Below are 26,365 nucleotides of genomic sequence, written 5' to 3'. Positions count from 1 at the left end.
CGGCGCACGAACCCCTCCATAATTGGGCCAAATTGTGTAAGACTCAGTTCCGAGATATCTTGGGTCCGTTACTTAATATAGGGGAGGGGTGCCCCGGAAAGCGAAAATCCCTCGCAGGACCTTCTGATCAACAAACATCACGAAATCAAGTCTTCAACAAACGGGATCTTATCTGTAAGATTCACTCCAAAGATTTAATAGAGTTAAGAATTTAATAAGAAGGCAAGTCCTTCAGGGGTGATTTGAGTGCCGGAGCGTCCGCGTTTAAGCGTTACATATCCACGAGATTTCAAGTTCTCGAGCACTCTTCTAATTTGCTGTTCTGATAATGAAAGGGTGCTGTGATCGAGTTTCTCGTAGATTTTTCTCCGGCTGGCATTGGTGAATGAGTCATTCAAATCCTTCACTACCCTCAAAATGGCGTGGTTTAGTCTCTCATCCATCACACTCTCTGAAGAAGCAGAGGAGTCTGCCTTCGGTTTCTGGAAGAACTCTTTACCTGGTAAGTCTGCCATGGTGATCACGGGCTGATCGGATACGGTGATCAGATAGGAGATAGTATTCTTTAATTCTCGAATATTTCCGTACCAGTTATAACGGATTAGTTCATTCATTAAAGCTGGATCAAACTGCTGATCTTGTAATTGATTCTCCTGTAAAAATTGTCTTACAAGCGCAGGTATATCGGCTTTGCGTTCCCTTAAAGGAGGCACTGTTAAAAAAAGCACTTTCAGCCGGTGAAATAAATCTTCTCTGAATTCTCCTTTTTCTATTAAGTCCAATAAATTTTTATTCGTTGCAGCAATAATTCTCACGTTAATAGGGATTGTTTTAGTGCCGCCAATTTTCCTGATTTCCATCTCCTGAATAACTCTCAGTAGTCTTGCCTGCAGTTTTAAGCTGATGTCTCCAATCTCATCCAGGAAGATCGTGCCTCCATCCGCCTGTTCAAATAATCCTTTCTTTCCGCCTTTTTTAGCTCCAGTAAAGGATCCTTCTTCATATCCAAATAATTCACTTTCAAGTAAATCTTCAGGCAGAGCACTGAAGTTTACGGCAAGAAAAGGTTCATAGACTCGATCTGAATGGTGGTGAAGAGCGTGAGCAAATAATTCTTTGCCCGTGCCGCTTTCTCCTTGAATCAATACGGGCAGTTCAGTGCTGGCTAATTGCCTGGCTATTTTTTTGGCTTGCTGGATAGCGGGGCTGTTCCCCAGAATATGATCGAAGGAATGTTTAGCGATATATCCTGTCTTCAGGAGCTGTTTACGGGCAGCCTTCTCCATGTTGATGGTTTCATCCGTATTCTTAAAAATGAAGATCACGTTATCGCTTTCTTCCCATTGCACTCGGTAGATCATCAGATTATACCCATTGATCGTAAAATACTTGCCTTCTTCTTGCGGATTCGTTAGAAATTGAAGCAGTTTCGTATCTTTGAATAACTGGGGCAGTGTTCTACCTATGGCGTGAGTACTTGATAACCCGCTGTATTCTTGAATAAACGGATTAAAGACCGTTACCTTCCCGTGGCGATCAATAGCCATAACGCCGTCATTTACTCCATCCACAACCTGTTGAAGGTGATGGTTCAATAACTCGGTCTGTCGATTCATCTCAGCTAGCTTTTTACTAAGTTCGATAATTTTACCTGTGTACCGGCTGGAAATTGTGCCACCCAGCTGCTGCTTTAGTTCAAAATGGTCCAGAACCTCGATTAAAGTAGTGATATCAATTAATCGAACCCCTATATCCATGACCGTTTTTACGGAGGCAGGTGCGAAAGTAATCTCTCCCGGGGTAATAGCCGTTTCAATGTTTCTTTCAATCTTTTTACCAGGATAGTAGGGAGAGTAGGACAGGTGATTCATCCCGATTTTCTTAAGAGTATCGATTGTTTCTTCCGCCATTTGCCGTGTATCGTTTACGCAGAGGACGGAAGTTCCTTTCTCAAGTTCAAATAAACGGTCAATGTGCTGATAATTCATCGTCCTGCGTGCCGTCATACAGGGAGATGAAGGTGAAACCTTAGGAGAGGCTTCTTCTTCAACCAAGTAGGAGGAAAAAATGATAAGGTTGTCATTCAATTGCTCCGGTACATACTCATCGACGGCATAGCTTGAAATTTGAATAAATTCCCCTAATATATCTTCAAGTTGTTCATGCAGGGTCAATTTAGTTTCTGGTGTTCCTGTTATCAGCGTTAGATGATTTTTCATGGAAACATTCCTTTTGGTTTTTGTTGTTTATTATTATAACACCCAATTACAACCAAATAAGCAATATTTACATAATGAAATACTTAAATATTCAGAATTCAGAGTTGGCATGGTTTTTGCATGTAAATAGGAGAGAGGAAAAAAATAGAGGAGGAATATTTAATGGATAAGAAGAAAAAAGGATTCGAAATGCCGCATACGTATGTAATTATCTTCTTCGTCGTATTACTGGCTGCGGTCCTTACGTATCTCATACCCGCAGGAATGTTTGAAACAAAGGAAGTTACGTATGAGCATTCTGGTGCTGAAGAAACGCAGACGGTATTAATCCCTGGGAGCTTTAATGTAGAAGAAGGATCAAGTCAAGGTACTAGCCTATTTGAGCCAGGGGGAGGGGCTGGTTTATTAAACTATGTCTTTGAAGGGCTGGTTTCTGGAGACAAGTGGGGCTCTGCAGTAGGAGTCGTTGCTTTTATACTCATTATCGGCGGTGCTTTTGGAATTATTATGAGAACTCGTGCGGTTGAAGAAGGGATTCTATCCGTTATTGATCGGACGAAAGGGAAAGAAGTTCTAATTATTCCGGTTATGTTCTTTTTATTTTCTTTAGGCGGAGCGGTTTTTGGAATGGGAGAAGAAGCTATAGCTTTTGCTATGATTCTTGTGCCTCTGGTTGTCGCTTTAGGGTATGACGCGATTACCGGAATCATGATTACGTACGTAGCCACACAGATCGGCTTTGGGACATCCTGGATGAACCCATTTGGAGTGGCTATTGCTCAAGGTGTTTCAGATGTACCTGTGTTATCGGGTACCCCGTTTCGATTTGTTATGTGGCTGGTATTTACGGCAGTAGGGACATTTTATACGTGGAAATATGCAAGCAAAATCCGCAAACATCCGACTCAATCTTTATCCTACGATTCCGATCAATATTTCCGTGATGATTTTGATCACCAGGATATGACCGTGAAATTCAGAACAGGACATGTCCTAGTACTGCTGACTGTTGCAGCAGGTATTGGATGGATTATCTGGGGAGTTATTCAGCACGCATATTATATTCCTGAGATAGCCAGTCAGTTTTTTACAATTGGTCTTGTGGCAGGGATCATTGGAGTCATTTTTAAATTAAATGATATGAAAGTCAATGATATTGCCGAAGGATTTGCCCAAGGAGCAAAAGACTTGCTTCCAGCAGCTCTGGTCGTTGGAATGGCCAAAGGTATTATCATCATTTTGGGCGGAGATGATCCAACCACGGCTTCTGTACTTAATACAATCCTCCACTCTGCGGGGCAGTTGTTTGAAGGGGTGCCGGAAGTCATTTCTGCTTGGCTTATGTTCCTTTTCCAATCCATTTTCAATTTCTTTGTCGTATCTGGTTCAGGGCAGGCAGCCCTAACGATGCCTCTAATGGCACCACTTGCCGACATTGCTGGAGTGAGCCGTCAAGTCGCTGTACTTGCTTTCCAACTGGGAGACGGGTTAACGAACATAATTGTGCCAACATCTGCTGCTTTAATGGGAACACTTGGTGCTGCACGCCTGGACTGGGGAAAATGGTTTACGTTTATCATTAAGTTTCAGTTAATCATGTTCGGTCTGGCAAGTGCTTTCATTATCACGGCTGTACTAATTAACTTCACTTAAAGACAAATAGTAAACAGGAGGTAGTTATGATGATTACACTAATTAAAAATGCAGTCCTATATACTCCTGAATTTTCAGGAAAGAAAGATGTCCTTATTGCAGATCAGCGTATCGCAGCAGTGGAGGATTTTATCGATCTATCCAGCAAAACTGATTCCGTGCGGGTTATTGAAGCTGAAGGTAAAATAGTAACACCTGGCTTTATAGATGGTCATGTGCATATTACAGGAGGGGGCGGAGAAGGAAGTTTCCGCTCCCGCACTCCTGAGTTGAAACTGACGGATGCTACGAAGAATGGAGTTACCACAGTGGTTGGTGTAATTGGCACAGATGGAACCACCAGGACCATGACTAATCTAGTAGCGAAAGCGCGGGCTCTGCAGGAGGAAGGACTATCTTGCTATGTTCATACCGGATCCTATCAGGTTCCTGTGAAGACCCTAACGGGTAAAATAGAGGATGACATTATTTTGATAGATCTTATTATTGGCGCGGGTGAAATAGCCATCGCCGATCATCGATCTTCCCAGCCGACGGTAGAGGAAATGGCTAAAATAGCTTCCCAGGCAAGAATTGGTGGAATGCTGGCTGGAAAAAAAGGGGTAGTCAACGTACACGTTGGAGACAGCAAAGATGGCTTGTCTTTAATTGAAGAGGTCGTTTCCACTACGGATATGCCGATCACTCAATTTTATCCTACCCATATTAACCGGACGCCGAGGTTATTTGAAGAGGGGATTAACTATGCCCTTAAAGGTGGGTTTGTGGACTTTACTACCAGTACCATTCCTAAGTTTATTGAAGATGGTGAAGTAAAAAGCAGTGAGGCGCTTCAGAGGATGCTCGACTGTGGTGTTCCTGTGGAGCAGATCACATTTACATCCGACGCGCAGGGAAGTCTCCCGGACTTTGATGAGAAAGGTAATCTCACTGGCATGAAAGTGGGCAGAATCCAATCTCTTTATGAAGCATTTAAAGATGCGGTGAAGCAGAACGGGGTCCCGTTAGAGGATGCTCTAAAAGTAATTACCGCGAATCCTTCCCGAATTCTGGGGCTTCCTAATAAAGGAATGGTTGAAGCTGGAAAAGATGCTGATCTTGTCTTAATGGATCCGGAGAGTCTTAAAGTTCATACAGTATTTTCTAAAGGGCAGGAAATGATAGCGGACGGGGAAATTATGGTGTACGGTACGTTTGAGTAAATTATCGTACGCCTTATCGTCTGTTATCAAAAAAAGTGCTTCATGTTCTTTTCATATGGTATTCTTAAATTACTAGATACTTGATGAAAGGATTGCCAACTAAGTGAAAATCCTATCGAAGCTAATAAGTTTTACCGTTTTCATAGTAACTCTCGGGCTGGTAGTCTATATCCTGATTCCAGAGCTTGAAAAGCAATGGCCGGGTTCTCCTTTTGCGAAAAAAGAGGTACCTGTGCCTGAGGAGCTTCATCCCAGAGTAGAAGAATATAAAGACAAGCTTGTAACTCAGGCTGCGGAACGTGGGATAGAAATTGCTATTACGGAAGGACATCGCTCGGTTGAAAGCCAAAATGAGCTTTACGAACGCGGCCGCTCCAAGGAAGGACAGGTCGTTACTCATGCCCGCGGAGGAGAATCTTATCACAATTATGGATTGGCCATCGATTTTGCATTAAAGACGGATCATGGTGTGGTTTGGGATATGGAAAGAGACGGCAACGGAAACGGAAAATCAGACTGGATGGAAGTCGTGGCGATTGCGAAGGATCTTGGTTTTGAATGGGGAGGGGACTGGTCGAACTTTAAAGATTATCCGCACCTTCAAATGGACTTTGGTTTAACGATCCGTGATTTAAAATATGGGGAACGCCCGAACGTAGCTGAGTATGCAGATAAATAAACTTTTATTGAAGCTTAAATTTATATACTAAGGCCCCTCTAAATTTGCATTATCATTTTTAAAGATAAGCTCCCGTTTGTGTAAGACTCAGTTTCGAGGTAAATGGGTCCATTACGTTAGATGGATAAGGGTTGGTGGGGAAATAACTCGCTTTCCTGTGGGGGAACTGGTGAGCCTCCTCAGTCGTTTCACTCCTTGTGGGGTCTCACCTAGATCCTTCTCCCACGGGAGTCTCGCCATTTCCCCACCAACCCAACTTTAATACTGCGAACGGACCCTTCTATAAGAGAATGATGCTCCTGCTTAATCCGGATTAAATGCTTTTATGACAGACTTTGTGGGTTTTTACATCCTGAAACACGGAGGTAATGTATAAAGTGGTTTCGAACTTCTGACTGGGCAAGGTCCGGAGGGGGATAATGAAGACTCCTGCGGGATCAACATGATCGGTGAGACCCCGGAAAGCTTTAGCTTGAGGAGGCTCAGCACATATAAGAAGTTCGACTAAGATCGCCACGTCCTGTGGCAACATCGAACGACCCTGCGTCGTGCAGGGCCGGAAAGCGAATTATCCCCCGCAGGACCTTTCCTCTCATAAAATATCTCGAAACTGAGTCTTCAACTAATCGGCTCTATTGTTTAATAAGCTTTATATAAAATTCAGCAATAATTGAGCGATAATAAAAAGCAGTGTTCCTCATGGGAGACACTGCTTTTTGTTTATTGCTGGTAGGTTTCGTATGGTTTTATCATGGCGTGAATGGTTTCCGTATAAGGCATGGACAAACCGACTTCACTTCCAAGTCTTAAAGCTCCTCCATGAAGGTGTTCTACCTCAAGAGGCAGACCTTTTCTCCGGTCCTGATGCATGGAAGAAGTCATGTCATGGTCAAGTTTGCGCAGATTTTCAAACGCCTTAGCAGCCTGCTCATCTGTTAAGTTCACCTGGTGAGCATTAGCAAGTTCCTTCATTTCATATAGTACATGTTCCGCAATACGTAAAGTCTGAGGATAGGAGCGGATTTCACCGATTGGTTGATTAACAGCCGTCGTAATACCTGAAAAAGCAGAAATGAACATATACTTTTTCCACATATCCTCTAGAATGTTAGGACTTATACTTCCGTTAAGGTTGGCCTGATTACAAGCGAAAGCAAGTTCTTCGCATATGGATTGCTGGGAAGGGTGCAATGGTCCGAACACAAGGTCGTGAAATTCGCTGGAATGTACAACGTGTCCTTTTTCATCGAGCGTTGCGATAATATAGGAAAGCCCGCCGATTACGGCTTCTTCCCCCAGTTCTTTCTGGAGAATACTGATATGCTCCATACCGTTTAGTACAGGAAAAACCTTGGCACCCTTTTGAACCAGCTGCTTAAGCCAATCAAGAGTGCCATGAAGATGATAACCTTTGACGGCAAGGAAGACTAAGTCAGCATCTTCAATTTCTTCGGGATCTCTCGCAATGACCGGATCGGGAATGGTATAGTCTCCCATCTTACTATGTAATTGTAATCCGTGTTCTTCCAGTTGTTCTGCTCTTCCTTCTCTTACAAGATTTACGACTTCATGTCCAGCTTCTTGCCAGCGAGCACCAAAGTAAGCCCCTAAAGCACCTGCTCCTAATACAACGATCTTCATTTCCTCCACCTCCAATAAATTGTAATTCTATGATAGCACGTATGCTTGCTGACTACACTTAATATGGAAAGCTATGTAATTAAAAAACCCTCAAACTTTATTGAGGGTTTTTGGTGGTGAAAGAAGAAGTGACTACACGAGTCATCTCTACTAAATCCTTAATATATTCATCGAGGTAATGGATCATATCATTCGATTTTACACTTTGCATCACTTCATAATAATGATCCTCGCTGTTGAAAACAGATTGCGCCATAAGCAACTCTTCATCGTCATCGACATCCATTAGGTTAAGTACTCCCATAGAACCTTGTCTGCCGGTAAGCATGTTGGAAAAGTAAACATGATGGGAAATGGTGCCGTGAGATTCCAAGATGTCGCCGCTTTTTCTAGTCATCTTTACGAATTGTTCTAAGTTCTTTTTCTTGACTCTAAAGAAACAAAGTACTGTATACATAGACGCATCCTCCTCTGTTATAGAAAGATTGATAAATACATTTACTAGTGTGAATAGGTGCTGCTATTATTTAGCCAGCTTTGCTCTTTTATCCGTGCCAGAAGATATTCCAGCATCTATTAAGAGTACGATAGCTGTCGTCGTATGCATAATCCAGCCAATGAACGGGATGACTCCTATGGCACTTGTAACAAGGCCAAGGATACTTCCTACGAAGAAGCGATTCTCCCTAATAGAGACGATTAAGGTAATTAAGTGAAAAATAAACATGAATAGAAGGGGAGCCCAGCCATTCCCTAATACAAAAGCACCACCGGCAATCGGGATGGCCAAAAATGCTTCACAGGCTCCTGTTATCCATTTTAATAGTGTGGATGTTTTCATAATGAGATCCTGCTCCTTATCAAATTATCTGTCCTAATCGGTTTCGTGCAGCAGCATCTTAAGCTGAAGTCCTAGTTTTATTCTATCAAATCAGACGCGTTTGTCCATAAAAGTAAGTTATAGCAAGAAGAAAAAGATTTCACATATAAAGAAGCCTTGCGACTATGACATCGCAAGGCACACTTTTATTCCACGTATCTGGCTGCTGTAAAGAGATCAAATGGAAATTAATGCAGAATGCTTCTGATGAATGGTAACGGACTAATTTGTAGACGCTTTTTGCAATTTCTGGATCATTTTAAGCGATTTTCCTGTTCCAATAGCAACGGATTCGAGAGGACTTGGAGCCATATGAACAGGTACCGAGATTTCATTGGATAACCACTCTTGCATACCATTCAATAACGCTCCTCCTCCTGTCAGGATAACGCCATGATCAACAATATCGCCGCTTAGTTCCGGCGGGCAGTCCTCAAGTGTAGCTCGAATGGTTTCCAATAACTGTTCGAGGGACTCTTTAATGGCGGATTGAACTTCAGTCGATTTTAACTCGATCGTTTTCGGAAGACCGGTAACCATGTCGCGCCCGCGAACGTCCATGGTTACTTCAGGATGGTCAATTAAAGCATAGCCGATTTCCATTTTTATTTCTTCTGCTGTCCGTTCACCTATTAATACATTGTACTCTTTTCTTACATAATGGATAATTTCTTCATCCATTACATCTCCGCCGGTTCTTATCGATTTACAGGATACAACGCCGCCAAACGAAATAATGGCAACTTCGCTTGTCCCTCCGCCGATATCAACAATGACATTCGCAATTGGTTCATCAACAGGCAGATCGGCCCCAATAGCAGCAGCTATAGGTTCCTCAATGAGATGAACATTTCTTGCTCCATAACTCTTAACGGCGTTATGGATAGCGCGTCGTTCTACAGAAGTTGAACCAGAAGGAGTACAGATGACCACTGTAGGTTTCCGCATGGACATGCCAGATTTTTTGGATACCTTTTTCAACAGCTCTTTTAACATTTGAGCGGTTAAATCATAATCAGCGATAACTCCATCACGCAGAGGACGCACAGGGATAATATGTTTTGGGGTTTTACCTACCATTTCTTTAGCTTCTTTACCAACGGCTACGACAGTCTGAGTCTCTGTGTTATAAGCTACCACAGAAGGCTCATTTAAAAGCATACCTTTAGATTTAGAATAGATAAGTATATTGGCTGTACCAAGATCAATTCCAATTTCAGCATTTGAAAACATTATGGCGTACCTCCAAAGATGGCATTTTCTAGTTTATTTTATAAACTAATAGTAACGTTTTTTTCACAGAAGGTCGATACAAAAATCAATCTTTCTGACAATGTAGTTTTATAGGCCTACTTCCATGTATAATATAGTCAACGAAAAATAAGGAGTTTTATAATGGACCGTTTTTTAAAACATCACGAAATTCTGGAAAAATGTGAACGGCTCAATCAATCCTACGAAATTGACCCGGCGTTTTTTGATAACATCATAGATGAATTACTAGATAGTGAGGCTGAGACTGAAACGGTAATTCTGCAAGGCTTTCAAAATCTTCTTAAAGAGGTTGATCATGAAATTAACCGAATGGAATCATTCAGTGGAATGGAGGCGAATTGTTTTAAGGGCTGTGCATTCTGCTGCTACTTTCCAATCGTTCTCAGCCGTATGGAAGCGAAAATGATGTTCCGTTCTATTGAACAATTTTCAGATCAAAGAAAGAATGCGATCTTTGAGCACTGGGAACGCTATTATAACCAGCAGGCGGGGAAACTTGAAACCGCGCTTGCTATGGATCCGGATGATCCAACTACGAAACTTGAATACAAAAAGCTCAACCTTCCCTGCCCGATGCTTGATCCGGAAACGCAGTTGTGTATGGCTTATGAAGTACGGCCTATTCCTTGCCGTACCTATTTAAATTACAGCGATCCTAATGTCTGTGCCGAGAACCACATGCCTAAAGAACCTTTCAGCTACGAATTTTTATACACTTATTATTTTGGAGCGATCAATGAATTAATTCAGGCTTTGTATGAAAATGGTGAAGATGTATTTGTTGATTACCCAAGTGATGCGTGGAGCTATGATTATCTCCCGGCGTGGGTGAAAAGCTATAGAGAGGGGACATTGAATGAAATATAAACTCTTATCTTTGAACGTAGGACGCCCTGAAGTATATGAGACAGATAAGGGAGAACTGGAAAGTGCCTACCGGAAGACCCCTGTTCAGGAAGCAGCTTATTTAACGTATTATAATTTTCAAGGTGATGAGCAGGCTGATAAGCAGAATCATGGTGGAAGAGACAAGGCTGTTTGTCTTTATCCAGCTCAGCATTATAAACACTGGGACGAGCACTATGGGCAGTCCTTTTCTTTTCCAGCCTTTGGTGAAAACTTGACGGTTGAGGGAATTGATGAGCGTGAGGTTCATATTGGAGATCAATTCCAACTGGGAGACGCACTTTTACAGATTTCAGAACCTAGAAAGCCCTGTTATATTATTGCGCGTACTCACGGTATTAAAGATTTTCCGGCAAAAGTCATGGAAACGGGTTATACCGGCTTTTATCTGCGTGTATTGAAAGAAGGAAAAGTTACACCAGGAGACGATATGACTCTTGTGGAACGGCACCCATCAGCAGTTACCGTAGCTGACGTGAATGAGGTGCGTTATCATGATACAAATAATCCCGATAAGCTTAAGCGAGTGATTGAAGTTGATGTCTTGGCCAAAGGTTTACGTGATTCCTTGAACGAACACCTGCATAAGATAAAGGAGGAGCTTTAGCTGTGAATGAATGGTTGGAAGAAGCATTAAAGCTTGCCGTAAAGAACGTAGAATCGGGCGGTCATCCTTTTGGATCAGTACTCGTTAAAGGTGGAGAAGCGGTAGCCGAAGGGGTTAATGAACTGCATATAAAGACGGATGTAAGCGCACATGCTGAATTAGTAGCCATACGAAAAGCTCAGGATCATCTTCAGACGACAGACTTAAGCGACTGTACGCTCTATGCAAGTGGTGAACCGTGCCCCATGTGTCTGACCGCTGCTTACTTCGCTGGTATTAAAGAGATCCATTATGCACAAACCGTGGAAGAAGCTTCGCAAGCAGGGTTATCATTATCGGGGAAGGTGTATGAAGAGTTAACAAAACCTAAAGAAGCAAGAGAAATAAACTTTGTCCACGATCCAGTAAAAAATGCTGATTTGGATGCGATGAAATTGTATTCCAGGAAGAAGTCTGAATCCGAATAAGGGGAGGCGAAGCGGTGGATTTTGGTCATATTATCGAAGAAAAAATTAAACAGTCTATGGAACGCGGAGATTTTGAAGACCTGCCTGGCAAGGGGAAGCCTTTACCGAAAGATGATCTTGCTTACGTTCCCGCCGAACTTAGGAATGGATACCGTATATTAAAAAATGCTAATATGCTTCCTGAAGAAATGCAGTTAAAAAAAGAAATCGTGCAATTGGAAGAACTTCTTGCTGAAATCAAGGATCCAGAACGGGCAGAGCGTTATAAAAAAGAGTTGTCCGAGAAGAGAATCCGATTTGATTTAATGATGGAGAAGAGGAAGTTTAATCAATCAGGAGCCTATCGTCAATATAGTCATAAAATTCATAGGAACTTTGGATTCTAAAAACTACAGTTTATAAAGACTGTGGTTTTTTAGTGAAGAATTAGTGAGTGATTACTCACTTTACTTTTTCGTAATAGTAGTGTTTAATAAAAGTGAGTAATCACTCGCAAAAAAGGAGGCGGGCGTATGAGTAGTGTTGTACAAATGAACAATATTTCACATAAGTTCGGAAAGACCACCATTCTTCAGGACATTAATCTTTCCATTAATAAAGGAGAGATTTTTGGGTTGCTAGGTCCTTCAGGTTCCGGAAAAACAACGATTGTGAAAATGATGACAGGGATTCTGTCACCTGGAGAAGGCGAAGTGTTTTTAAATGAAGAGTTGATGCCTTCACTTAAACAAATGAAGAGATACGGGTTCATGGCTCAATCGGATGCTTTGTATCAGGAGTTAACAGCGAGAGAGAACTTGGACTTTTTTGGTTCACTTTATAAATTATCTAAATCAAAAAGGAAACATCGTATTCAGGAGGTTATGGATATGGTGGATTTAATGAAACATCTTGATCAGCCAGTCGAAACTTATTCGGGCGGGATGAAAAGGAGGCTTTCTCTGGCAGCCGCACTTATTCATGAACCAGAAATCATCATTCTGGATGAACCAACGGTGGGAATTGATCCTGTGTTAAGACAATCCATATGGCAGGAATTATACCGTTTAAAAGATAATGGTGTAACCATCATTGTCACCACTCATGTTATGGATGAAGCAGAAAAGTGTGATCGCCTGGCAATGCTGCGTGATGGAAAGGTTATTGCCGTAGATTCCCCTGACCATTTAAAAGAGGGGATTGGCGCTTCAACTATCGAAGAAGTATTTCTGCATTACGGGGGTGCTGCACAATGAATACGTGGACGTTAATGAAGCGAATACTAAAGCAGTTTCGCCGTGATAAAAGAAGCATGGCGTTAATGATTGCAGCTCCAATCTTTGTACTTACGCTGATGTGGCTTGTACTCGATGGGGATAGTAAAACGCTAAATGTGGGACTTGTTGATGTGCCGGCTCCTTTCCAGGAAACGCTTGAGAAAACAGAACTAGAGTTAACTTCCATGAGTTTGGAAAAGGCGCAGAAAGAAATAGACGACGGGGAAATTGATGCATTCCTTCAGTGGAAAGAACAAAAACCTTATTTGACATTAGAAGGAAGTGATCCTAATACTGCGGGAGCCATTAGAAATGAGTTTCAGGCAGCTGCGCCAAATGATCCAACTAAAGAAATGAATGTAAGTTTCTGGCATGGTTCGGAAGATATGGAGCTGTTTGATTACATCGGTCCCGTACTAATTGGTTTCTTCGTTTTCTTTTTTGTGTTTATTGTCGGTGGGGTATCTTTCCTTAGAGAGCGGACTCAAGGTACGCTGGAACGTTTGTTAGCTTCGCCGATTAAACGAAGTGAGGTCGTTTTTGGTTATCTGGGAGGCTTCGGTTTATTCACGATTCTCCAATCCATTTTAATTGCCGTTTTTTCCATATATGTTTTAAAAGTGTATATGACTGGTTCGCTGGTCTACGTATTGATCATTACCTTTTTATTAGCTCTTACTGCCCTTAGTCTGGGAACGCTCCTGTCTGCATTCGCTAAAAATGAGTTTCAAATGATTCAATTCATTCCTCTTGTAATTGTCCCTCAGGTCTTCTTTTCTGGTCTCTTTCCAATTGAAGGGCTGGCAGTCTGGCTGCAAGCTATAGGCCGGATTATGCCGCTTACGTATGGAGCGGAGGCACTAAGGGGGATCATGCTGCGTGACGAAGGTATCGCAGAATTTCAGCTTTCTATGTATATATTAATCGGTTTCGTGGTTCTCTTTACCCTTCTCAATATATTCGCGTTAAAGCGGCATAGACGTCTATAATGGTACTGGAGAGTTTGAGAAGCGAGGAGGACTCACGTGAGTGAATTTAAAGAAATCTATAATGCCATACATGAAGCCCAGGATGGAAAGGAATTAACCCCTAAACAGGAGCAAATCTTAAAAGCGGCCGTGGAAATTTTCGCTGAAAAAGGATATGCATCTTCATCTACAAGCGAGATAGCAGCGAGAGCGGGAGTGGCTGAAGGGACAATTTTCCGTCATTATAAAACAAAAAAGGATTTATTATTTTCCATTGTGACTCCTTTTATGACCCAATTTACTGTTCCATTATTAGCGAGTCACTTTACAAAAGAAGTTTTTGACGAACCTCCGGAAGGTTTCGAACCATTCCTTAAGAAAATTATTAAGAATAGGTTTGAATTTGCAAAGGAGAATGCTCCCTTACTAAAGATTGTGTTACAGGAAATCGCTTTTCAGCCTGAACTCCAAGCCCGTTACGAATCTGTATTTCTTGAGGAAGTTTTTCCTAAATTTGAGCGTGCATTAAATGAATTGAAAGAGCAGGGGAGCGTGATCGATTTCCCTAATCGTTCGATTATCCGGATGATTATTTCTACGGTTGTCGGTTTCCTGGTGACCCGCTTTCTTCTTGCTCCTGAAAGTTATTGGGAGGACGAAGAAGAATTAGATCGGACCATTCATTTTATTATGTATGGATTAGGAGGAAAATAATATTTAACGCGAAAGGTTCAGCTAATAATCTGCTGAACCTTTTATTTAGTGCGGCAGCTTTCTCGGTTAAACAAGAATCAGCTCTGGGTATAATAAGTAGAAACGGTACTGGAGGGATTAGAAATGTGCGGGAGATACACTTTATTTTCACAAGAAGACCAGATAACAGAGGAATTTGGAATTGCTCATTCTATTGAGAATTACCAGCCAAGATACAATATTGCACCTGGTCAGAAGGTACTCGCTGTTATCCATAATGGTAAGGAAAAGAAAGCGGGCTTTATGTATTGGGGCCTGGTACCATCGTGGGCGAAAGATCCTAAGATTGGTTATAAAATGATTAATGCTCGGAGTGAAACGGCTCACGAAAAACCAAGTTTCAAGCATTTAATGGCCAAGAAAAGGTGTCTGATTATTGCGGACAGCTTTTATGAATGGAAAAAAACCGAGAATGGAAAGCAGCCACTCCGCATTTATCCGGAAAACCGTAAACTGTTTGCTTTTGCGGGACTTTGGGATCAATGGAAAACGGATGAAGAGGAACGGTTTACATGTACCATACTAACTCAGGAAGCGGACCATTTTATGGCAGATATCCATCACAGAATGCCGGTGATCCTGCCGAAGCACGCTCAGGACAAATGGATTGAACCCTTTAAATGGACACCTGAAGAAGCTCACGATTTTGTGGATGAAGTGGAATCAGAAGAATTGGAAGCATACGAAGTGAGTGATTACGTGAACGCTGCCCAGCATGAGGGGGAGGAATGCATCAAGCCTTTAGTATGATGATGTGGTGTGATTTTCTTTTTATATCCTGTAGATATAAAATGTGGTGAATAAAAATGCCCGTATTGATTTAGAGAGAATCACCCATATTTGTGATCAGCTGGCCTCAAGGGCAGGAGACCCTGCTTCCTTCAGTCTTTTGGAAGAAGTAAACTTCAGCAAACCACTGCCTCCTCACGAGATGGAAAGGCTGCTTATCAAAAAGCACACCTGCTCCTAGAGGAATTCCTTAAAAATTTTCCTTTATTTTAAACGGACCCCAATTTATCTCAAAACTAAGTGTTCAACTATCCGGCCTGATCGTAGGACAAATCAACAGCGAAGTTTTACATATTAAACAAAAAAGCAGGCCGGCAAAATACCGGACCTGCTTTTGTTTAATTAGTATATTGTGCTTGTTTTTCCTGCTCGCGTTCTTTCTTCGCCACTTTAAGGAATTTGGTCGTTTCAGCCCCTACTACACCCGATAGAAGCAGTAAACCAATTAAGTTTGGAAAAGCCATCAGTCCGTTCATCACGTCTGCAAACTTCCAAACTGTATCCAGCTGGGCCACGGCTCCTATAAATACGAATAATACAAATACAATCTTGTATAATCCTAATCCTCTTTGACCGGTTAGGTAGCCGAAACATTTTTCTCCATAATAGGACCAGCCTACAATGGTGGAGAAAGCAAAGAAAATCAAACCGATTGTAACGATGTATGACCCGATATCACCAAGGAAAACTCCGAATGAAGCGGTGGTTAGATCAGCTCCATCCAGCTGACCTTTATACTGGCCGGCCATAACAATCGTCAACCCGGTCATCGTACATACAATGATGGTATCAATAAATACCTGGGTCATAGAAACAAGTGCCTGACGTCCAGCGTAATCCGTCCGTGCTGCTGCGGCCGCAATAGGAGCTGACCCTAAACCGGCTTCGTTGGAGAAAACTCCGCGGGCAACCCCGAAACGAATGGCTGTTCCAAGAAGCCCTCCGCCAACCGCACTGCCGGTGAAAGCATCATTGAAAATTGTTCCGAAAGCTGGCAAGACTAAATTTAAGTTCATCAGGATAATAATAAGAGCACCGACAACATAAAAAATGGCCATGATTGGCACAAAGAATGCTGTTACTCTCCCGATACTGCGGATTCCGCCTAATAGAACAAGCCCTGCAAAGAATAATAATATGAGTCCAGTTACCCAATGGGGAACGCTGAAACTTGTTTCCATCACATCAGAAACCGAGTTCGATTGAACCATGTTGCCGATTCCAAAGGCAGCCACGGCTCCAAATATAGCGAAAAGAACTCCAAGAGGTTTCCCGAGCCATTTTGTTTTTAAGCCTCTGGATAAATAATACATGGGCCCGCCGGCCATATTTCCGTTGTGGTCGGTAATCCGGTACTTAACGGCCAGCACGGCTTCCGCATATTTAGTGGCCATCCCGAACACGGCGGTAATCCACATCCAAAACACAGCTCCAGGGCCACCAAGAAAAACGGCTGTTGCTACCCCTGCTATGTTACCCGTTCCAATTGTCGCGGCAAGTGCCGTAGTTAATGCCTGGTAATGAGAGATGTCACCTTTTTCATTTTTCTTTTCCTTAGCTGGTTTAAAAGCCAGCCTTAAAGCGTAAGGAAGAGTCTTAAATTGCAGAAACCCAAGCCGTAAAGTTAAGTATACGCCAGTACCAACTAAAAGAATTAATAAAACTGGTCCCCAGACAATCGCGCTTGCTGCATCAAAAAAATTGTACAATGCCCCTTGTTCCTCCATAAATATCCCCCTTCAATTTTTAGCAAATTATGTCTATATATAAAATATTCCGAAAATTATGTTTAAAAGTCAAGGAATTTTCAAATTTAGGGTAAATAAATCTTGGTTTACAATCACAACCTGAGGGAAAATATGCACTGTAGTTGTCGATTTAATGCAGGAATTAGACAGGATTCATAGAAATTATTAAACATGAAATACTATACTTGGGGGCTTTGGAAATGATCCGTGTACTTTTTGTTTGTTTAGGCAATATATGCCGTTCTCCTATGGCTGAAGCCATATTTAAGGATCTGGTGAAAAAGGAAGGACTGGAAAAAGAGATTTCAGTCGACTCCGCTGGCATAGGGCACTGGCATGAAGGCTCCATTCCTCATGAAGGGACAAGAGCTATTTTAGAAGAGCATTCAATCTCCTATGAAGGAATAAGAGCTCGACAAGTTGCAGAAGCGGACTGGGACGATTATGATTATCTTATTGCTATGGACAGTAAAAACATTCAGGATCTCCATTCTATCCGCGAGAAAAACGGAGTGACCGTAGCTAAATTGTTGGATTATACATCTCACGAAGAAGCAGATGTGCCGGATCCTTATTTCACCGGTAATTTCCAATACGTGTATGAACTGGTGAGTGAAGGATGCTCCCGTTTACTTGAACAAATTAAAAAAGATAACCAAATATAAGGAGGAGTCGTTATGGGACAGCAGAAGTTATGGAAAGGTGTTTTGGTCGGAGCTTTGGTGGGCGGAGCTCTTGTACTAATTGACAAGGATACAAGGCAGTACGTAGGTGTGAGATCACGAGAAGCAGGGAGTAAGTATAAAGGTTATGTGACCAATCCATCAGATGCTATCCATTCGGTAAGGGTAAATTATGAACAGTTTTCTAAACGGGTAAGCAAAGGATTAGAAGATTTAATTGAAATATTGAATAAAGCAGAGGACATACTGAATAGAGTAGGAGAGATCAATCAAGAAGTTGAACAGCAATTGAGAGCAGTAGATGATCCAAAAGAAGCTTCTTAAGTTAGGGTGATGGAAAATCATGAATAGCGTTTTAACATTTGGAAAAGAGCTGCTGACCCGTTTTAGAGATGATGATGTTGCGGGGCTGGCAGCTCAACTTGCTTACTTTTTCCTGTTGTCTTTATTTCCATTTATGATTTTCCTGCTTACTTTACTTGGTTACTTGAATATTGATGAAGAACGTGTTCTCGCTATCATTAGTACTTACGCTCCTCCTGAAACCTACGATCTTATCACAGAAAATGTGACTTCTCTGTTGAAAAGCGGTAGCGGAAGTCTCTTATCTATAGGTATCCTTGGTACTTTGTGGGCAGCTTCTGTAGGCGTGAGTGCGATTATGCGTGCTTTCAATCGTGCTCATAACGTCGAAGAAAACCGTCCTTTTCTTGTATCAAGGTTTATAGCGATCATTCTGACTATTGCAATGGTTCTCGTTATTTGTATTGCTTTTTTACTGCCGGTTCTTGGGCATACGGCAGGAGTTTTCATCTTCTCTTCTTTTGGCTTGTCGGATAGCTTTATTGAGGCCTGGGGAACGCTTAGATGGGCCATTTCGTCTATCATCTTTTTCATGGTATTATCCTTTTTATATGTAACCGCCCCAAGCCTCCGTTTGAAATACAGGGACGCAGTTGCTGGTGCTGTTTTCGCTACTGTCGGGTGGCAGCTGGTGTCCTTGCTTTTTTCCTTTTATGTAAGCAGCCTGGGGAACTTTTCAGCTGCTTATGGGAGTTTAGGCGGCGTCATTGTCTTAATGATCTGGTTTTACCTGTCCGGTATTGTCATTATTTTAGGCGGGGAAATTAATGCGATGTTCCGCCGGCGTCGAAGAGATAAGAAATATTCCGGAACCTAAATGAAAAACAGACATTCCCGGATCCAACGTTGAACCGGGAATGTCTGTTTATTTTAATAAACGAAGACCGTTTAAAATAACTAAAATGGTACTCCCTTCGTGTCCAACTACACCAAGGGGAAGGTCAATAACCTGAAGGAAATTGCTAATAATCAGCAGCATGATGATGGCTATGGAGAAGACCACATTCTGCTTAACAATACGGTTCATACGAGAAGACAACCTTCTTGCCTGTGAAATCCGTGAAAGATCATTCTTTATTAATACAACATCTGACGTTTCAAGAGCTACATCCGTGCCTCCACCCATTGCTACCCCCACATTAGCCGTAGCAAGGGCTGGAGCATCATTAATTCCGTCGCCTACCATGGCTACCTGCGTGAAGTGAGCTTTTAGCTTTTTAATTTCATCTACTTTTTTCTCTGGGAGCAGCTCGGCAATATAGTGGTCAACCCCGGCTTCTGATGCGATAGCTTCAGCGGTGGCTGAGTTATCGCCTGTCAGCATAATGGTATAAACGCCTTGTTTCTTTAACTCTTCAATTGCCTCTTTAGTATCTTCTCTGACCGTATCCTTCATAGCAAAAACAGCAGCAATTTCGTTATTCTTTTTTACAAAAATAACAGTTTTACCTTGTTTCGCTAATGTTTCAGCAATCCCATTCTGAAATAGATAGGCTTCTTCTTTTCCTACAAATTCAGGTTTTCCTACTTTCCATTCATTTCCTTCATGAAAAGCTTTTACACCATTTCCGCTTATATCCTGCATGTGTTCAACTGAGTTCAAAGGTACTCCTTGATGTGAAGCATACCGGACAATAGCCTGTGCTATAGGGTGGTTCGACTCCTGTTCGATGGATGCTGCAATAGAAAGGACTGCCTCTTTATTGTCTTCTTCTTTATATAAAGCATCGGTTACCTCAGGCGTTCCATTTGTCAGCGTCCCCGTTTTATCAAACGCAATCGCATTCAGATGAGCCAGGTTCTCCAGGTGTACGCCTCCTTTAAAAAGCAGCCCATGGCGTGCGCCGTTTGAAATGGCGGACAACGTTGCCGGCATAATGGAAGCTACAAGAGCACATGGAGAGGCAACTACAAGAAGAATCATGGCTCTATAAATCGTATCCATCCAACTCCAGCCAAATAAAAAATGGGGAAGGAATAACATCACCGCAACTACTCCAAGTACAATTTTTACATAAGTACTTTCAAAACGCTCGATGAAAAGCTGAGAAGGAGATTTCTCGCTTTGTGCGGATTGAACCATGAGTATAATTTTCTGGAATAGCGTGTCTTTTGATTTTTTGGTTACTTCAACCGTAAGACTTCCATTCAAATTTACGGTACCCGCAAACACTTCTTTTCCAATTGATTTTGAAGCGGGAATCGACTCTCCCGTGATGGTACTTTCATTTATGGCGCTTGACCCTTTAATGATCGTTCCATCAGCCGGGATACGTTCCCCTGGTTTTATTAAAATATGGTCATAAACGGAGAGATCGGTAACGGATACCTCTTCGTACCCATCTTCCGTTAACTTAAGTGCTACCTCGGGCTGCAGGTCCATTAAGGAAGAGATCTCCTTCTGGCTTTTATTCAATGTGTACGTTTCCAGGGCTCCACTTAACGCAAAGATGAAAATGAGAATGGCTCCTTCTGTCCAATAGCCAATAGCAGCAGAACCAATGGCAGCTAAAATCATAAGCAGTTCAACGTTCAGTTCTTTTTCATGGATGGTGTCTTCGATTCCTTCTTTGGCTTTAGCAAAACCGCCGATCACGAAAGCAGCTAGGTGTAGAAAAACAAAAACACTTTCAGAAATGGAACTGGATAACAGCCAGGCGGTTAAGACAAGGACTCCGCTTAGTAATGCGGCCAACAGCTCTCCATGTGTCTTCATAAAATCCAAAGATGGGCGAACGAAATGGCTCTGCATAGGAAAAGAGCGTGATTCAGAGGACATAATTCTCAACTCCTTAATTTAATTGATAATGATTATCAAAAAAACCTTTTGTAAGACAGGATTTTATAGAATAATAAGTGTCTCAAATTAAAATAATTATAATATAATACATATTATTAATATATCACTAAATCGTGCGTAGTCAAGTGCAAAACAAGCACTATTTTTTAACAATGGAGGAAATCAATAACCGAGCAAGCTGGTTGATATTGAGGTGCTTGTATTGCTATATTGGATAGGTGCGTAAACAATTTTAGAAAGGTGGATATCCACAAATGCGTAAAGGACTTTTAACTATACTTATGCTTACGCTTTCTGTGCTACTTGCCGCTTGCGGTTCAAGTGGAGAGGAAAACACTGAAAGCAGTGAAGATAACAACTCCAGCCAGGAAGCCTCTGGAGAAAAATGGAACGAGATTAAGGAAGAAGGAAAAATTGTAGTCGGTACAGCTGGGACATTATTTCCGGCCTCTTATTACCCGGAAGGTTCCGATGAATTGACGGGCTATGATATTGAAATTATGCGAGAGGTAGCCAAAAGGCTGGATCTTGAGCTTTCATTTAAAGAATACGGGGTAGATGCGCTATTATCCTCTATTAACAGTGGACGAGTGGATATGGTTATTAACGACTTCCAGCCGACGAAGGATCGTAAAGAGAAATTCGCATTTAGTGAACCTTACAAGTATTCATATTCTACAATGGTCGTCCGTGAATCTGATCTTTCTGGAATTGAAACGCTGGAAGATCTGGAAGGTAAGGTTCACGGAGGAGGAGCTACGACGGTATACTCTCAGATTGCCGAGCACTTTGGTGCAGAAACCAAGAGTTACGGAAATGTAGCGAATGATGTGTACCTGCGTGATGTAGCGAATGGCCGTACGGATTTCATCATTAATGATTATTACTTGCAGACGCTGGCTTTAAAAGCTCTTCCTGAGATTGAAGTACAGCTGCATCCGGATCTTCAGTTCCATCCAACCACTTCAGCGATCGTGATGCCTAAAGACGCTCAGACGCTGAAAGAGAAAGTGGATGCTACACTCCAGGAAATGAGAGAAGACGGTACGCTTACGGAGATCTCGAAAGAATTCTTCGGAGGGAAGGATGCTTCCAAGAAACCTGAAAAAGATGTTCGTGAGCTTGAAGGCATCGACTTGTAAGGGTTTATTATGCTAGGTATTCAAATTGATGAGATTAAATTAGACCAGCTTTTTGATACGGAAACCGCCTGGAACAACCTTCCTTTCATATTGGAAGGGGTTCCGCTCACACTGCTTATTTCAGTGATAGGCATGGCCATTGGACTGGTAATTGGCTTTTTCCTCGCTCTTGCCAGAGGGGCGGATCAAATCTGGTTCAGATGGCCCGCCCGCTTATATATCTCATTCATGCGTGGAACACCAATTCTCGTCTATTTATTTGTGTTGTATTATGGATTTCCGTTAATTGGTATAGAGTTTTCTGCGATTATGGCCGCTATTATAGGCTTTGGTACAAATAGTGCCGCTTATATTGCAGAAATCAATCGTTCTTCCTTAAATAGTGTTTCTTATGGGCAATGGGAATCTGCAAGGGCTCTAGGTTTCTCTTATTGGAAGACCATCCGGCGGATTATCATGCCTCAGGCTACCAGGATTGCCATCCCGCCGCTTGGCAATGTATTTCTGGATCTATTAAAAGCTACGTCGCTTGCAGCTATGATTTCCGTACCGGAAATCTTAAATAAAGCTCAAATTGCGGCAGGACGTACGATTGATTCGTTAACGATGTATATCACCGCAGCTTTAGTTTACTGGCCGCTGACGATGCTGTTTTCTGCTTTACAGGATTATTTGGAAAAGCGATACAACAGACACTTATAGTTCCAACAAACCGCCTGAAGAAATGTTTCTCTGGCGGTTTTATTTTTTGTCTCTGTTAAATCCTGTTTATTTTTCATAAGAAGACTTATTACGCAGTAGGGCCGGAAAGCGAAATCGTCCCCCGAAGGACTGTCCTCTCAACTTAATATCTCGAAATCAAGTCTTCAAGTAAAGGGAGCTTAACCTTAAGATCAGCATGGAAGTCTAACGGACCATTTTTTTAGTAATAGTAAAGTTTCTCTAATGGATAAGTGTTGCGTGAATAGCTATGTTGTTTTATGATGAAGATTGCGTTTTAAATCGTAACCATTATGAATTAGGTGAATAGAAGTGGCACAGCTCTCTCATTTACTTAAAGCTCCATGTCTTATATAATTTAAATCGTAATCATTATTATTTTTTGAGAGGGATTAATATGAGTAATCATCCAATTGTGAAGATGGAGCAGGTCTCCTTTAAATATGAAAAGGAATGGGTTGTTAAAGATGTGAACCTGGTCATTAGGCAGGGGCAGTTTCTGGGTCTGGTAGGTCCTAATGGTTCAGGGAAGTCGACATTAATCAAGCTCATGCTTGGACTTGCTAAACCGGATAGGGGTTCCATTACTCTTTATGATCGTCCAATTAAAAGTTTCAGCAACTGGCAGGAAATTGGTTTCGTGTCTCAAAAGGCCAACAGTTTTAATTCTGGTTTTCCGGCCACAGTACTGGAAGTTGTAAAAGCAGGATTGGTTTCAAGAATTGGAACATTTAAATTTTTTAATAAAACGCATAAAGACAAAGCTCTAAAGGCCTTGCGTACTGTTGAAATGGAAGATTATGCTCATTCCAATATTGGGGAATTATCGGGAGGACAGCAGCAGAGGGTATTTATCGCCCGCGCTCTGGTCAGCGATCCTTCTTTACTTATTTTAGATGAACCAACGGTAGGGGTTGACGCTAAGCACGTGACAGAATTTTATGATCTGCTGGGTCGTTTAAATAAAGAACAGGGGATCACCCTGCTAATGGTAACGCACGATATCGGGACTATTACAGAGCACGCAACCCATGTATTATGTATGAATAAAACCGTTCATTTCCACGGAAATACAGAAGAGTACAAAGAATTCAATGATGAAGATCTTAATCGTCTGTATGGTCATTCTGTCCAGCAGCTGACTCATAATCACGACCATGATGAGGTGAATCCATCATGATTGAAAGTTTTTTTCAGTATGAATTTCTACAGAACGCAGCCATTACCGGGATACTGATCGGGATTGTAGCCCCTCTTCTCGGTGTATTCATTGTGGTAAGACGCCTTTCGCTGATTGCGGATGCTCTATCCCACATTACGTTAACCGGAATTGCAGCCAGCCTTCTCCTCGAGAAGAAGGTAACAGGTATTAATGACTGGAATCCCGTCTATATGGGAATGGTCTTTTCGGTTGGCGGCGCTATTTTAATTGAAAGACTCCGAAAACTTTATAAGCACTATGAAGAACTTGCTATACCGATTATTCTCTCAGGTGGAATAGGGCTTGGGGTTATTCTTATATCACTCGCAGACGGGTTCAACACCGATCTGTTCAGCTATCTATTTGGAAGTGTAACGGCTGTCGATCGAACAAGCATGTGGACCGTGCTCATTATTACCATCATGGTTATTGCTATTGTTATACTATTTTATAAAGAACTGTTTGTATTATCCTTTGATGAAGAACAGGCCTCGATTTCCGGAGTGAACGGCCGTTGGATTCATCTGCTGTTTATCGTAATGGTGGCGCTCGTTATTGCTGCTTCCATGCAGGTGGTAGGTATATTGCTCGTTTCTGCCCTGATGACACTTCCAGTGGCCTCCGCTTTACGCCTGGCAAGGAGCTTCAAGCAAACAATCGGACTTTCGATTGCATTTGGTGAGACATCCGTATTGATCGGTTTATTTTCATCTTATCATTTGAGTGTGCCTCCTGGCGGAACAATTGTTATGGTTGCCGTAATTATTCTTGTGATGACGATTCTTTTCAAAAAGGTTAGAACCCAACAATGGATAAAGGGTGAAGTATAATGAATGTCGAGACGGCTTTACAGCGTTTGAAAGAAAAAGGTTATAAGCGGACGAAACAAAGAGAACGGATTGTTGAGATATTTGTTCAGCAGGATCAGTATATTGCTGCGAAGGATATCTTAAAAACCATACAGGAGGATTTCCCAGGGGTCAGCTATGATACGATTTATCGAAATTTGTACCTGCTTACGGAAGAGGAAATTCTCGAGACGACAGAGCTTGGTGGAGAGAAACACTTTCGGCTGGGGTGTGAGACCCATGGCCATCACCATCATTTTATATGTACCACATGCGGGAAAACGAAGCCTATTGAATTCTGTCCGATGAACAGTATTAATGAAAATTTAAAAGGCTATGACGTCGAAAATCATAAGTTTGAAATCTACGGAAAGTGTCCTCAATGTCATTAAGAGTCTGCGGTGCCAGGCATCGCAGACTTTTTTTTAAAATATTTCAAAAAGTAATGATTACTATTTACAAAGTGTAATCATTACGATATAATTTCGATGAAATGGAAGAGGAGGAGAAATGGTGAAGAAACTGGCAATTATATTATTTATAACAATTTTAACTGTCGTCATGACGGCATGCAGCGAAGATACTTCAAGTCAGGAAGATGATACTTCTGGAGAAAACAATGAGTCTGCATTGCAGATTAACACAACTGTATATCCTTTACAGTATTTTGCAGAACAAATAGCAGGAGAAGCGGCTGAAGTGGAAACCATTCTGCCCCCAGGAACCGATCCTCATACCTATGAGCCAACGACTAAGGAAATGGTGAATATGGCTGAGGCGGACGCTTTTATATATAATGGAGCAGGTCTGGAAGGTTATGCTCAAAAAATCTCTGATTCTTTGAAACCTGAAGATGTTAAAGTATTGGAAGCGGCTAAAGGAATGGATTTAAAAGAGCATGTGCACAACCATGGTATAGAGGCTGAGCAAAGTGATCATGCTCATAAAGACGGAGATCATGCTGACGAAGAAGTGAGCACTTCGCATGAGGGTGAAGAGCAGAGTGATCATGAAGGCCATGATCATGGAGAAAATGATCCTCACGTATGGCTGGATCCGATCCGTTCGATTCAGTTGGCTGAAAATATAAAAGACATGCTAATAGAGCTAAAGCCTGAGCAAGAGGAGCAATTTAACAAAAACTTTAAAGAACTGGAACAGAAGCTTATGGACTTAGATCATCAATTTCACAAACAGTTGGAAAACAAACCCAAAAGTGAAATTATTGTTTCTCATGCTGCCTATGGATACTGGGAGCAGGCATACGGAATTGAACAAATTGCGCTTTCCGGTTTAAGTCCATCCAATGAACCCTCACAAAAGGAACTGGAGAACATTATTGAAACAGCCGAAGCTCATGACTTGAACCACGTTCTGTTCGAACAGAACGTAACCCCTAAAGTTGCGGAGGTTGTTCAAAGTGAAATTGGTGCTGAACCTCTTCGTATTCATAACCTTTCGGTGCTGACAGAAGAAGATATTCAGAACGAGGAAAATTATATCAGTCTGATGAAGCAGAATCTGGAGAAGTTAAGTGAAGCTTTGTCTGAATAAAGAAAACTGCG

The 26,365-nt window shown here is 41.9% G+C and carries 27 protein-coding genes; 20 read left to right on the top strand and 7 right to left on the bottom strand.

Going from position 1 to position 26,365, the window contains the following annotated elements; all coding sequences use genetic code 11:
- Positions 1 to 203: 203 nt before the first annotated feature.
- Complete coding sequence (locus LCM11_RS05815; RefSeq protein ID WP_224893301.1) at positions 204 to 2,219, bottom strand: sigma-54 interaction domain-containing protein; 2,016 nt, start codon at positions 2,217 to 2,219, stop codon at positions 204 to 206.
- A gap of 162 nt (positions 2,220 to 2,381) precedes the next feature.
- Between LCM11_RS05815 and yfcC the strand changes: the two genes are divergently transcribed.
- From yfcC to LCM11_RS05800, 3 genes are all read left to right on the top strand, one after another.
- On the top strand, positions 2,382 to 3,872 hold the full coding sequence (gene yfcC, locus LCM11_RS05810) for a putative basic amino acid antiporter YfcC (RefSeq protein ID WP_224893300.1): 1,491 nt from the start codon (positions 2,382 to 2,384) through the stop codon (positions 3,870 to 3,872).
- Between the two features lie 29 nt (positions 3,873 to 3,901).
- Positions 3,902 to 5,074, top strand: a complete 1,173-nt coding sequence (gene iadA / locus LCM11_RS05805) for a beta-aspartyl-peptidase (RefSeq protein WP_224893299.1) — start codon at positions 3,902 to 3,904, stop codon at positions 5,072 to 5,074.
- A gap of 103 nt (positions 5,075 to 5,177) precedes the next feature.
- On the top strand, positions 5,178 to 5,753 hold the full coding sequence (locus tag LCM11_RS05800; RefSeq protein ID WP_318246139.1) for a M15 family metallopeptidase: 576 nt from the start codon (positions 5,178 to 5,180) through the stop codon (positions 5,751 to 5,753).
- Between the two features lie 720 nt (positions 5,754 to 6,473).
- Here the strand turns inward: LCM11_RS05800 and LCM11_RS05795 are convergent.
- The 4 genes from LCM11_RS05795 to mreBH all read right to left on the bottom strand — a co-directional run bounded on the left by LCM11_RS05795 (position 6,474) and on the right by mreBH (position 9,507).
- Positions 6,474 to 7,394: a ketopantoate reductase family protein gene (locus LCM11_RS05795; RefSeq protein WP_224893298.1), complete on the bottom strand. Its 921-nt coding sequence runs from the start codon at positions 7,392 to 7,394 to the stop codon at positions 6,474 to 6,476.
- A gap of 97 nt (positions 7,395 to 7,491) precedes the next feature.
- Complete coding sequence (locus tag LCM11_RS05790; RefSeq protein WP_224893297.1) at positions 7,492 to 7,851, bottom strand: DUF1428 family protein; 360 nt, start codon at positions 7,849 to 7,851, stop codon at positions 7,492 to 7,494.
- Between the two features lie 66 nt (positions 7,852 to 7,917).
- Positions 7,918 to 8,235, bottom strand: a complete 318-nt coding sequence (locus LCM11_RS05785; RefSeq protein ID WP_224893296.1) for a hypothetical protein — start codon at positions 8,233 to 8,235, stop codon at positions 7,918 to 7,920.
- 261 nt (positions 8,236 to 8,496) lie between these two features.
- Positions 8,497 to 9,507, bottom strand: a complete 1,011-nt coding sequence (gene mreBH / locus LCM11_RS05780) for a rod-share determining protein MreBH (protein WP_224893295.1) — start codon at positions 9,505 to 9,507, stop codon at positions 8,497 to 8,499.
- A gap of 162 nt (positions 9,508 to 9,669) precedes the next feature.
- Here mreBH and LCM11_RS05775 point away from each other — a divergent pair, with 162 nt between their 5' ends.
- The 8 genes from LCM11_RS05775 (at position 9,670) to LCM11_RS05740 (ending at position 15,256) form a co-directional block, all read left to right on the top strand.
- Positions 9,670 to 10,416 carry a YkgJ family cysteine cluster protein gene (locus tag LCM11_RS05775; protein WP_224893294.1) on the top strand — a complete coding sequence of 249 codons (747 nt, stop codon included), beginning with the start codon at positions 9,670 to 9,672 and terminating at the stop codon, positions 10,414 to 10,416.
- Positions 10,406 to 11,062 (top strand): MOSC domain-containing protein, encoded by a 657-nt coding sequence (locus LCM11_RS05770; RefSeq protein WP_224893293.1) that lies wholly within the window; start codon positions 10,406 to 10,408, stop codon positions 11,060 to 11,062. The genes LCM11_RS05775 and LCM11_RS05770 overlap by 11 nt, the downstream gene beginning before the upstream one ends.
- 2 nt (positions 11,063 to 11,064) lie before the next feature.
- Entirely contained in the window at positions 11,065 to 11,529 is a 465-nt protein-coding gene (locus LCM11_RS05765; protein ID WP_224893292.1) for a nucleoside deaminase, read from the top strand.
- Positions 11,530 to 11,543: 14 nt separating this feature from the next.
- Entirely contained in the window at positions 11,544 to 11,915 is a 372-nt protein-coding gene (locus LCM11_RS05760; protein ID WP_224893291.1) for a DUF1992 domain-containing protein, read from the top strand.
- Between the two features lie 126 nt (positions 11,916 to 12,041).
- A complete protein-coding gene (locus LCM11_RS05755; protein ID WP_224893290.1) occupies positions 12,042 to 12,764 on the top strand; it encodes an ABC transporter ATP-binding protein in 723 nt (240 codons plus the stop codon).
- Positions 12,761 to 13,774: an ABC transporter permease gene (locus LCM11_RS05750; protein WP_224893289.1), complete on the top strand. Its 1,014-nt coding sequence runs from the start codon at positions 12,761 to 12,763 to the stop codon at positions 13,772 to 13,774. Before LCM11_RS05755 ends, LCM11_RS05750 begins: the two co-directional genes overlap by 4 nt.
- A gap of 54 nt (positions 13,775 to 13,828) precedes the next feature.
- The gene (locus LCM11_RS05745) at positions 13,829 to 14,467 is read left to right on the top strand and encodes a TetR/AcrR family transcriptional regulator (protein ID WP_224893489.1); all 639 of its coding nucleotides are present in this window, start codon (positions 13,829 to 13,831) and stop codon (positions 14,465 to 14,467) included.
- Positions 14,468 to 14,590: 123 nt separating this feature from the next.
- Positions 14,591 to 15,256, top strand: coding sequence for an SOS response-associated peptidase (locus LCM11_RS05740; protein ID WP_224893288.1), 666 nt, complete (start codon positions 14,591 to 14,593; stop codon positions 15,254 to 15,256).
- 377 nt (positions 15,257 to 15,633) lie between these two features.
- Here the strand turns inward: LCM11_RS05740 and LCM11_RS05735 are convergent, their stop codons facing one another.
- Positions 15,634 to 17,022 carry an alanine/glycine:cation symporter family protein gene (locus tag LCM11_RS05735; RefSeq protein WP_224893287.1) on the bottom strand — a complete coding sequence of 463 codons (1,389 nt, stop codon included), beginning with the start codon at positions 17,020 to 17,022 and terminating at the stop codon, positions 15,634 to 15,636.
- 221 nt (positions 17,023 to 17,243) lie between these two features.
- On the opposite strand from LCM11_RS05735, the gene LCM11_RS05730 reads away from it, so the two are divergent.
- Genes LCM11_RS05730 through LCM11_RS05720 form a run of 3 tightly spaced genes read left to right on the top strand, consistent with a single transcriptional unit; the run spans position 17,244 to position 18,906 of the window.
- A complete protein-coding gene (locus LCM11_RS05730) occupies positions 17,244 to 17,708 on the top strand; it encodes a low molecular weight protein-tyrosine-phosphatase (protein WP_224893286.1) in 465 nt (154 codons plus the stop codon).
- 12 nt (positions 17,709 to 17,720) lie between these two features.
- Positions 17,721 to 18,050, top strand: a complete 330-nt coding sequence (locus tag LCM11_RS05725; RefSeq protein ID WP_224893285.1) for a YtxH domain-containing protein — start codon at positions 17,721 to 17,723, stop codon at positions 18,048 to 18,050.
- Positions 18,051 to 18,069: 19 nt separating this feature from the next.
- The gene (locus LCM11_RS05720) at positions 18,070 to 18,906 is read left to right on the top strand and encodes a YihY/virulence factor BrkB family protein (RefSeq protein ID WP_224893284.1); all 837 of its coding nucleotides are present in this window, start codon (positions 18,070 to 18,072) and stop codon (positions 18,904 to 18,906) included.
- Positions 18,907 to 18,954: 48 nt separating this feature from the next.
- Here LCM11_RS05720 and LCM11_RS05715 read toward each other — a convergent pair whose 3' ends face one another.
- Entirely contained in the window at positions 18,955 to 20,868 is a 1,914-nt protein-coding gene (locus LCM11_RS05715) for a heavy metal translocating P-type ATPase (RefSeq protein ID WP_224893283.1), read from the bottom strand.
- 275 nt (positions 20,869 to 21,143) lie between these two features.
- Between LCM11_RS05715 and LCM11_RS05710 the strand changes: the two genes are divergently transcribed.
- The 6 genes from LCM11_RS05710 (at position 21,144) to LCM11_RS05685 (ending at position 26,354) form a co-directional block, all read left to right on the top strand.
- Positions 21,144 to 22,031 carry a transporter substrate-binding domain-containing protein gene (locus LCM11_RS05710; RefSeq protein ID WP_224893282.1) on the top strand — a complete coding sequence of 296 codons (888 nt, stop codon included), beginning with the start codon at positions 21,144 to 21,146 and terminating at the stop codon, positions 22,029 to 22,031.
- A gap of 9 nt (positions 22,032 to 22,040) precedes the next feature.
- Positions 22,041 to 22,733: an amino acid ABC transporter permease gene (locus tag LCM11_RS05705; RefSeq protein ID WP_224893281.1), complete on the top strand. Its 693-nt coding sequence runs from the start codon at positions 22,041 to 22,043 to the stop codon at positions 22,731 to 22,733.
- A 415-nt stretch (positions 22,734 to 23,148) separates the two neighbouring features.
- Positions 23,149 to 23,931 carry a metal ABC transporter ATP-binding protein gene (locus LCM11_RS05700; RefSeq protein ID WP_224893280.1) on the top strand — a complete coding sequence of 261 codons (783 nt, stop codon included), beginning with the start codon at positions 23,149 to 23,151 and terminating at the stop codon, positions 23,929 to 23,931.
- Entirely contained in the window at positions 23,928 to 24,782 is an 855-nt protein-coding gene (locus LCM11_RS05695) for a metal ABC transporter permease (protein WP_014642119.1), read from the top strand. The genes LCM11_RS05700 and LCM11_RS05695 overlap by 4 nt, the downstream gene beginning before the upstream one ends.
- Complete coding sequence (locus tag LCM11_RS05690) at positions 24,782 to 25,192, top strand: Fur family transcriptional regulator (protein ID WP_224893279.1); 411 nt, start codon at positions 24,782 to 24,784, stop codon at positions 25,190 to 25,192. The genes LCM11_RS05695 and LCM11_RS05690 overlap by 1 nt, the downstream gene beginning before the upstream one ends.
- A gap of 118 nt (positions 25,193 to 25,310) precedes the next feature.
- Complete coding sequence (locus tag LCM11_RS05685; RefSeq protein ID WP_263622344.1) at positions 25,311 to 26,354, top strand: metal ABC transporter solute-binding protein, Zn/Mn family; 1,044 nt, start codon at positions 25,311 to 25,313, stop codon at positions 26,352 to 26,354.
- Positions 26,355 to 26,365: the final 11 nt, after the last annotated feature.

It is taken from the genome of Halobacillus halophilus, assembly GCF_020171985.1.
GTDB lineage: Bacteria > Bacillota > Bacilli > Bacillales > Halobacillaceae > Halobacillus > Halobacillus halophilus_A.
This window is presented reverse-complemented; position numbering and strand designations above follow the sequence as displayed.

Coding starts and splice junctions, on each gene's coding strand:
- LCM11_RS05685 (WP_263622344.1), top strand. CDS start 25,311: ATGGTGAAGAAACTGGCAATTATATTATTTATAACAATTTTAACTGTC.
- LCM11_RS05775 (WP_224893294.1), top strand. CDS start 9,670: ATGGACCGTTTTTTAAAACATCACGAAATTCTGGAAAAATGTGAACGG.
- LCM11_RS05740 (WP_224893288.1), top strand. CDS start 14,591: ATGTGCGGGAGATACACTTTATTTTCACAAGAAGACCAGATAACAGAG.
- yfcC (WP_224893300.1), top strand. CDS start 2,382: ATGGATAAGAAGAAAAAAGGATTCGAAATGCCGCATACGTATGTAATT.
- iadA (WP_224893299.1), top strand. CDS start 3,902: ATGATTACACTAATTAAAAATGCAGTCCTATATACTCCTGAATTTTCA.
- LCM11_RS05815 (WP_224893301.1), bottom strand. CDS start 2,219: ATGAAAAATCATCTAACGCTGATAACAGGAACACCAGAAACTAAATTG.
- LCM11_RS05710 (WP_224893282.1), top strand. CDS start 21,144: ATGCGTAAAGGACTTTTAACTATACTTATGCTTACGCTTTCTGTGCTA.
- LCM11_RS05695 (WP_014642119.1), top strand. CDS start 23,928: ATGATTGAAAGTTTTTTTCAGTATGAATTTCTACAGAACGCAGCCATT.
- mreBH (WP_224893295.1), bottom strand. CDS start 9,507: ATGTTTTCAAATGCTGAAATTGGAATTGATCTTGGTACAGCCAATATA.
- LCM11_RS05700 (WP_224893280.1), top strand. CDS start 23,149: ATGAGTAATCATCCAATTGTGAAGATGGAGCAGGTCTCCTTTAAATAT.
- LCM11_RS05725 (WP_224893285.1), top strand. CDS start 17,721: ATGGGACAGCAGAAGTTATGGAAAGGTGTTTTGGTCGGAGCTTTGGTG.
- LCM11_RS05795 (WP_224893298.1), bottom strand. CDS start 7,394: ATGAAGATCGTTGTATTAGGAGCAGGTGCTTTAGGGGCTTACTTTGGT.
- LCM11_RS05720 (WP_224893284.1), top strand. CDS start 18,070: ATGAATAGCGTTTTAACATTTGGAAAAGAGCTGCTGACCCGTTTTAGA.
- LCM11_RS05755 (WP_224893290.1), top strand. CDS start 12,042: ATGAGTAGTGTTGTACAAATGAACAATATTTCACATAAGTTCGGAAAG.
- LCM11_RS05690 (WP_224893279.1), top strand. CDS start 24,782: ATGAATGTCGAGACGGCTTTACAGCGTTTGAAAGAAAAAGGTTATAAG.
- LCM11_RS05750 (WP_224893289.1), top strand. CDS start 12,761: ATGAATACGTGGACGTTAATGAAGCGAATACTAAAGCAGTTTCGCCGT.
- LCM11_RS05730 (WP_224893286.1), top strand. CDS start 17,244: ATGATCCGTGTACTTTTTGTTTGTTTAGGCAATATATGCCGTTCTCCT.
- LCM11_RS05790 (WP_224893297.1), bottom strand. CDS start 7,851: ATGTATACAGTACTTTGTTTCTTTAGAGTCAAGAAAAAGAACTTAGAA.
- LCM11_RS05785 (WP_224893296.1), bottom strand. CDS start 8,235: ATGAAAACATCCACACTATTAAAATGGATAACAGGAGCCTGTGAAGCA.
- LCM11_RS05735 (WP_224893287.1), bottom strand. CDS start 17,022: ATGGAGGAACAAGGGGCATTGTACAATTTTTTTGATGCAGCAAGCGCG.
- LCM11_RS05770 (WP_224893293.1), top strand. CDS start 10,406: ATGAAATATAAACTCTTATCTTTGAACGTAGGACGCCCTGAAGTATAT.
- LCM11_RS05715 (WP_224893283.1), bottom strand. CDS start 20,868: ATGTCCTCTGAATCACGCTCTTTTCCTATGCAGAGCCATTTCGTTCGC.
- LCM11_RS05705 (WP_224893281.1), top strand. CDS start 22,041: ATGCTAGGTATTCAAATTGATGAGATTAAATTAGACCAGCTTTTTGAT.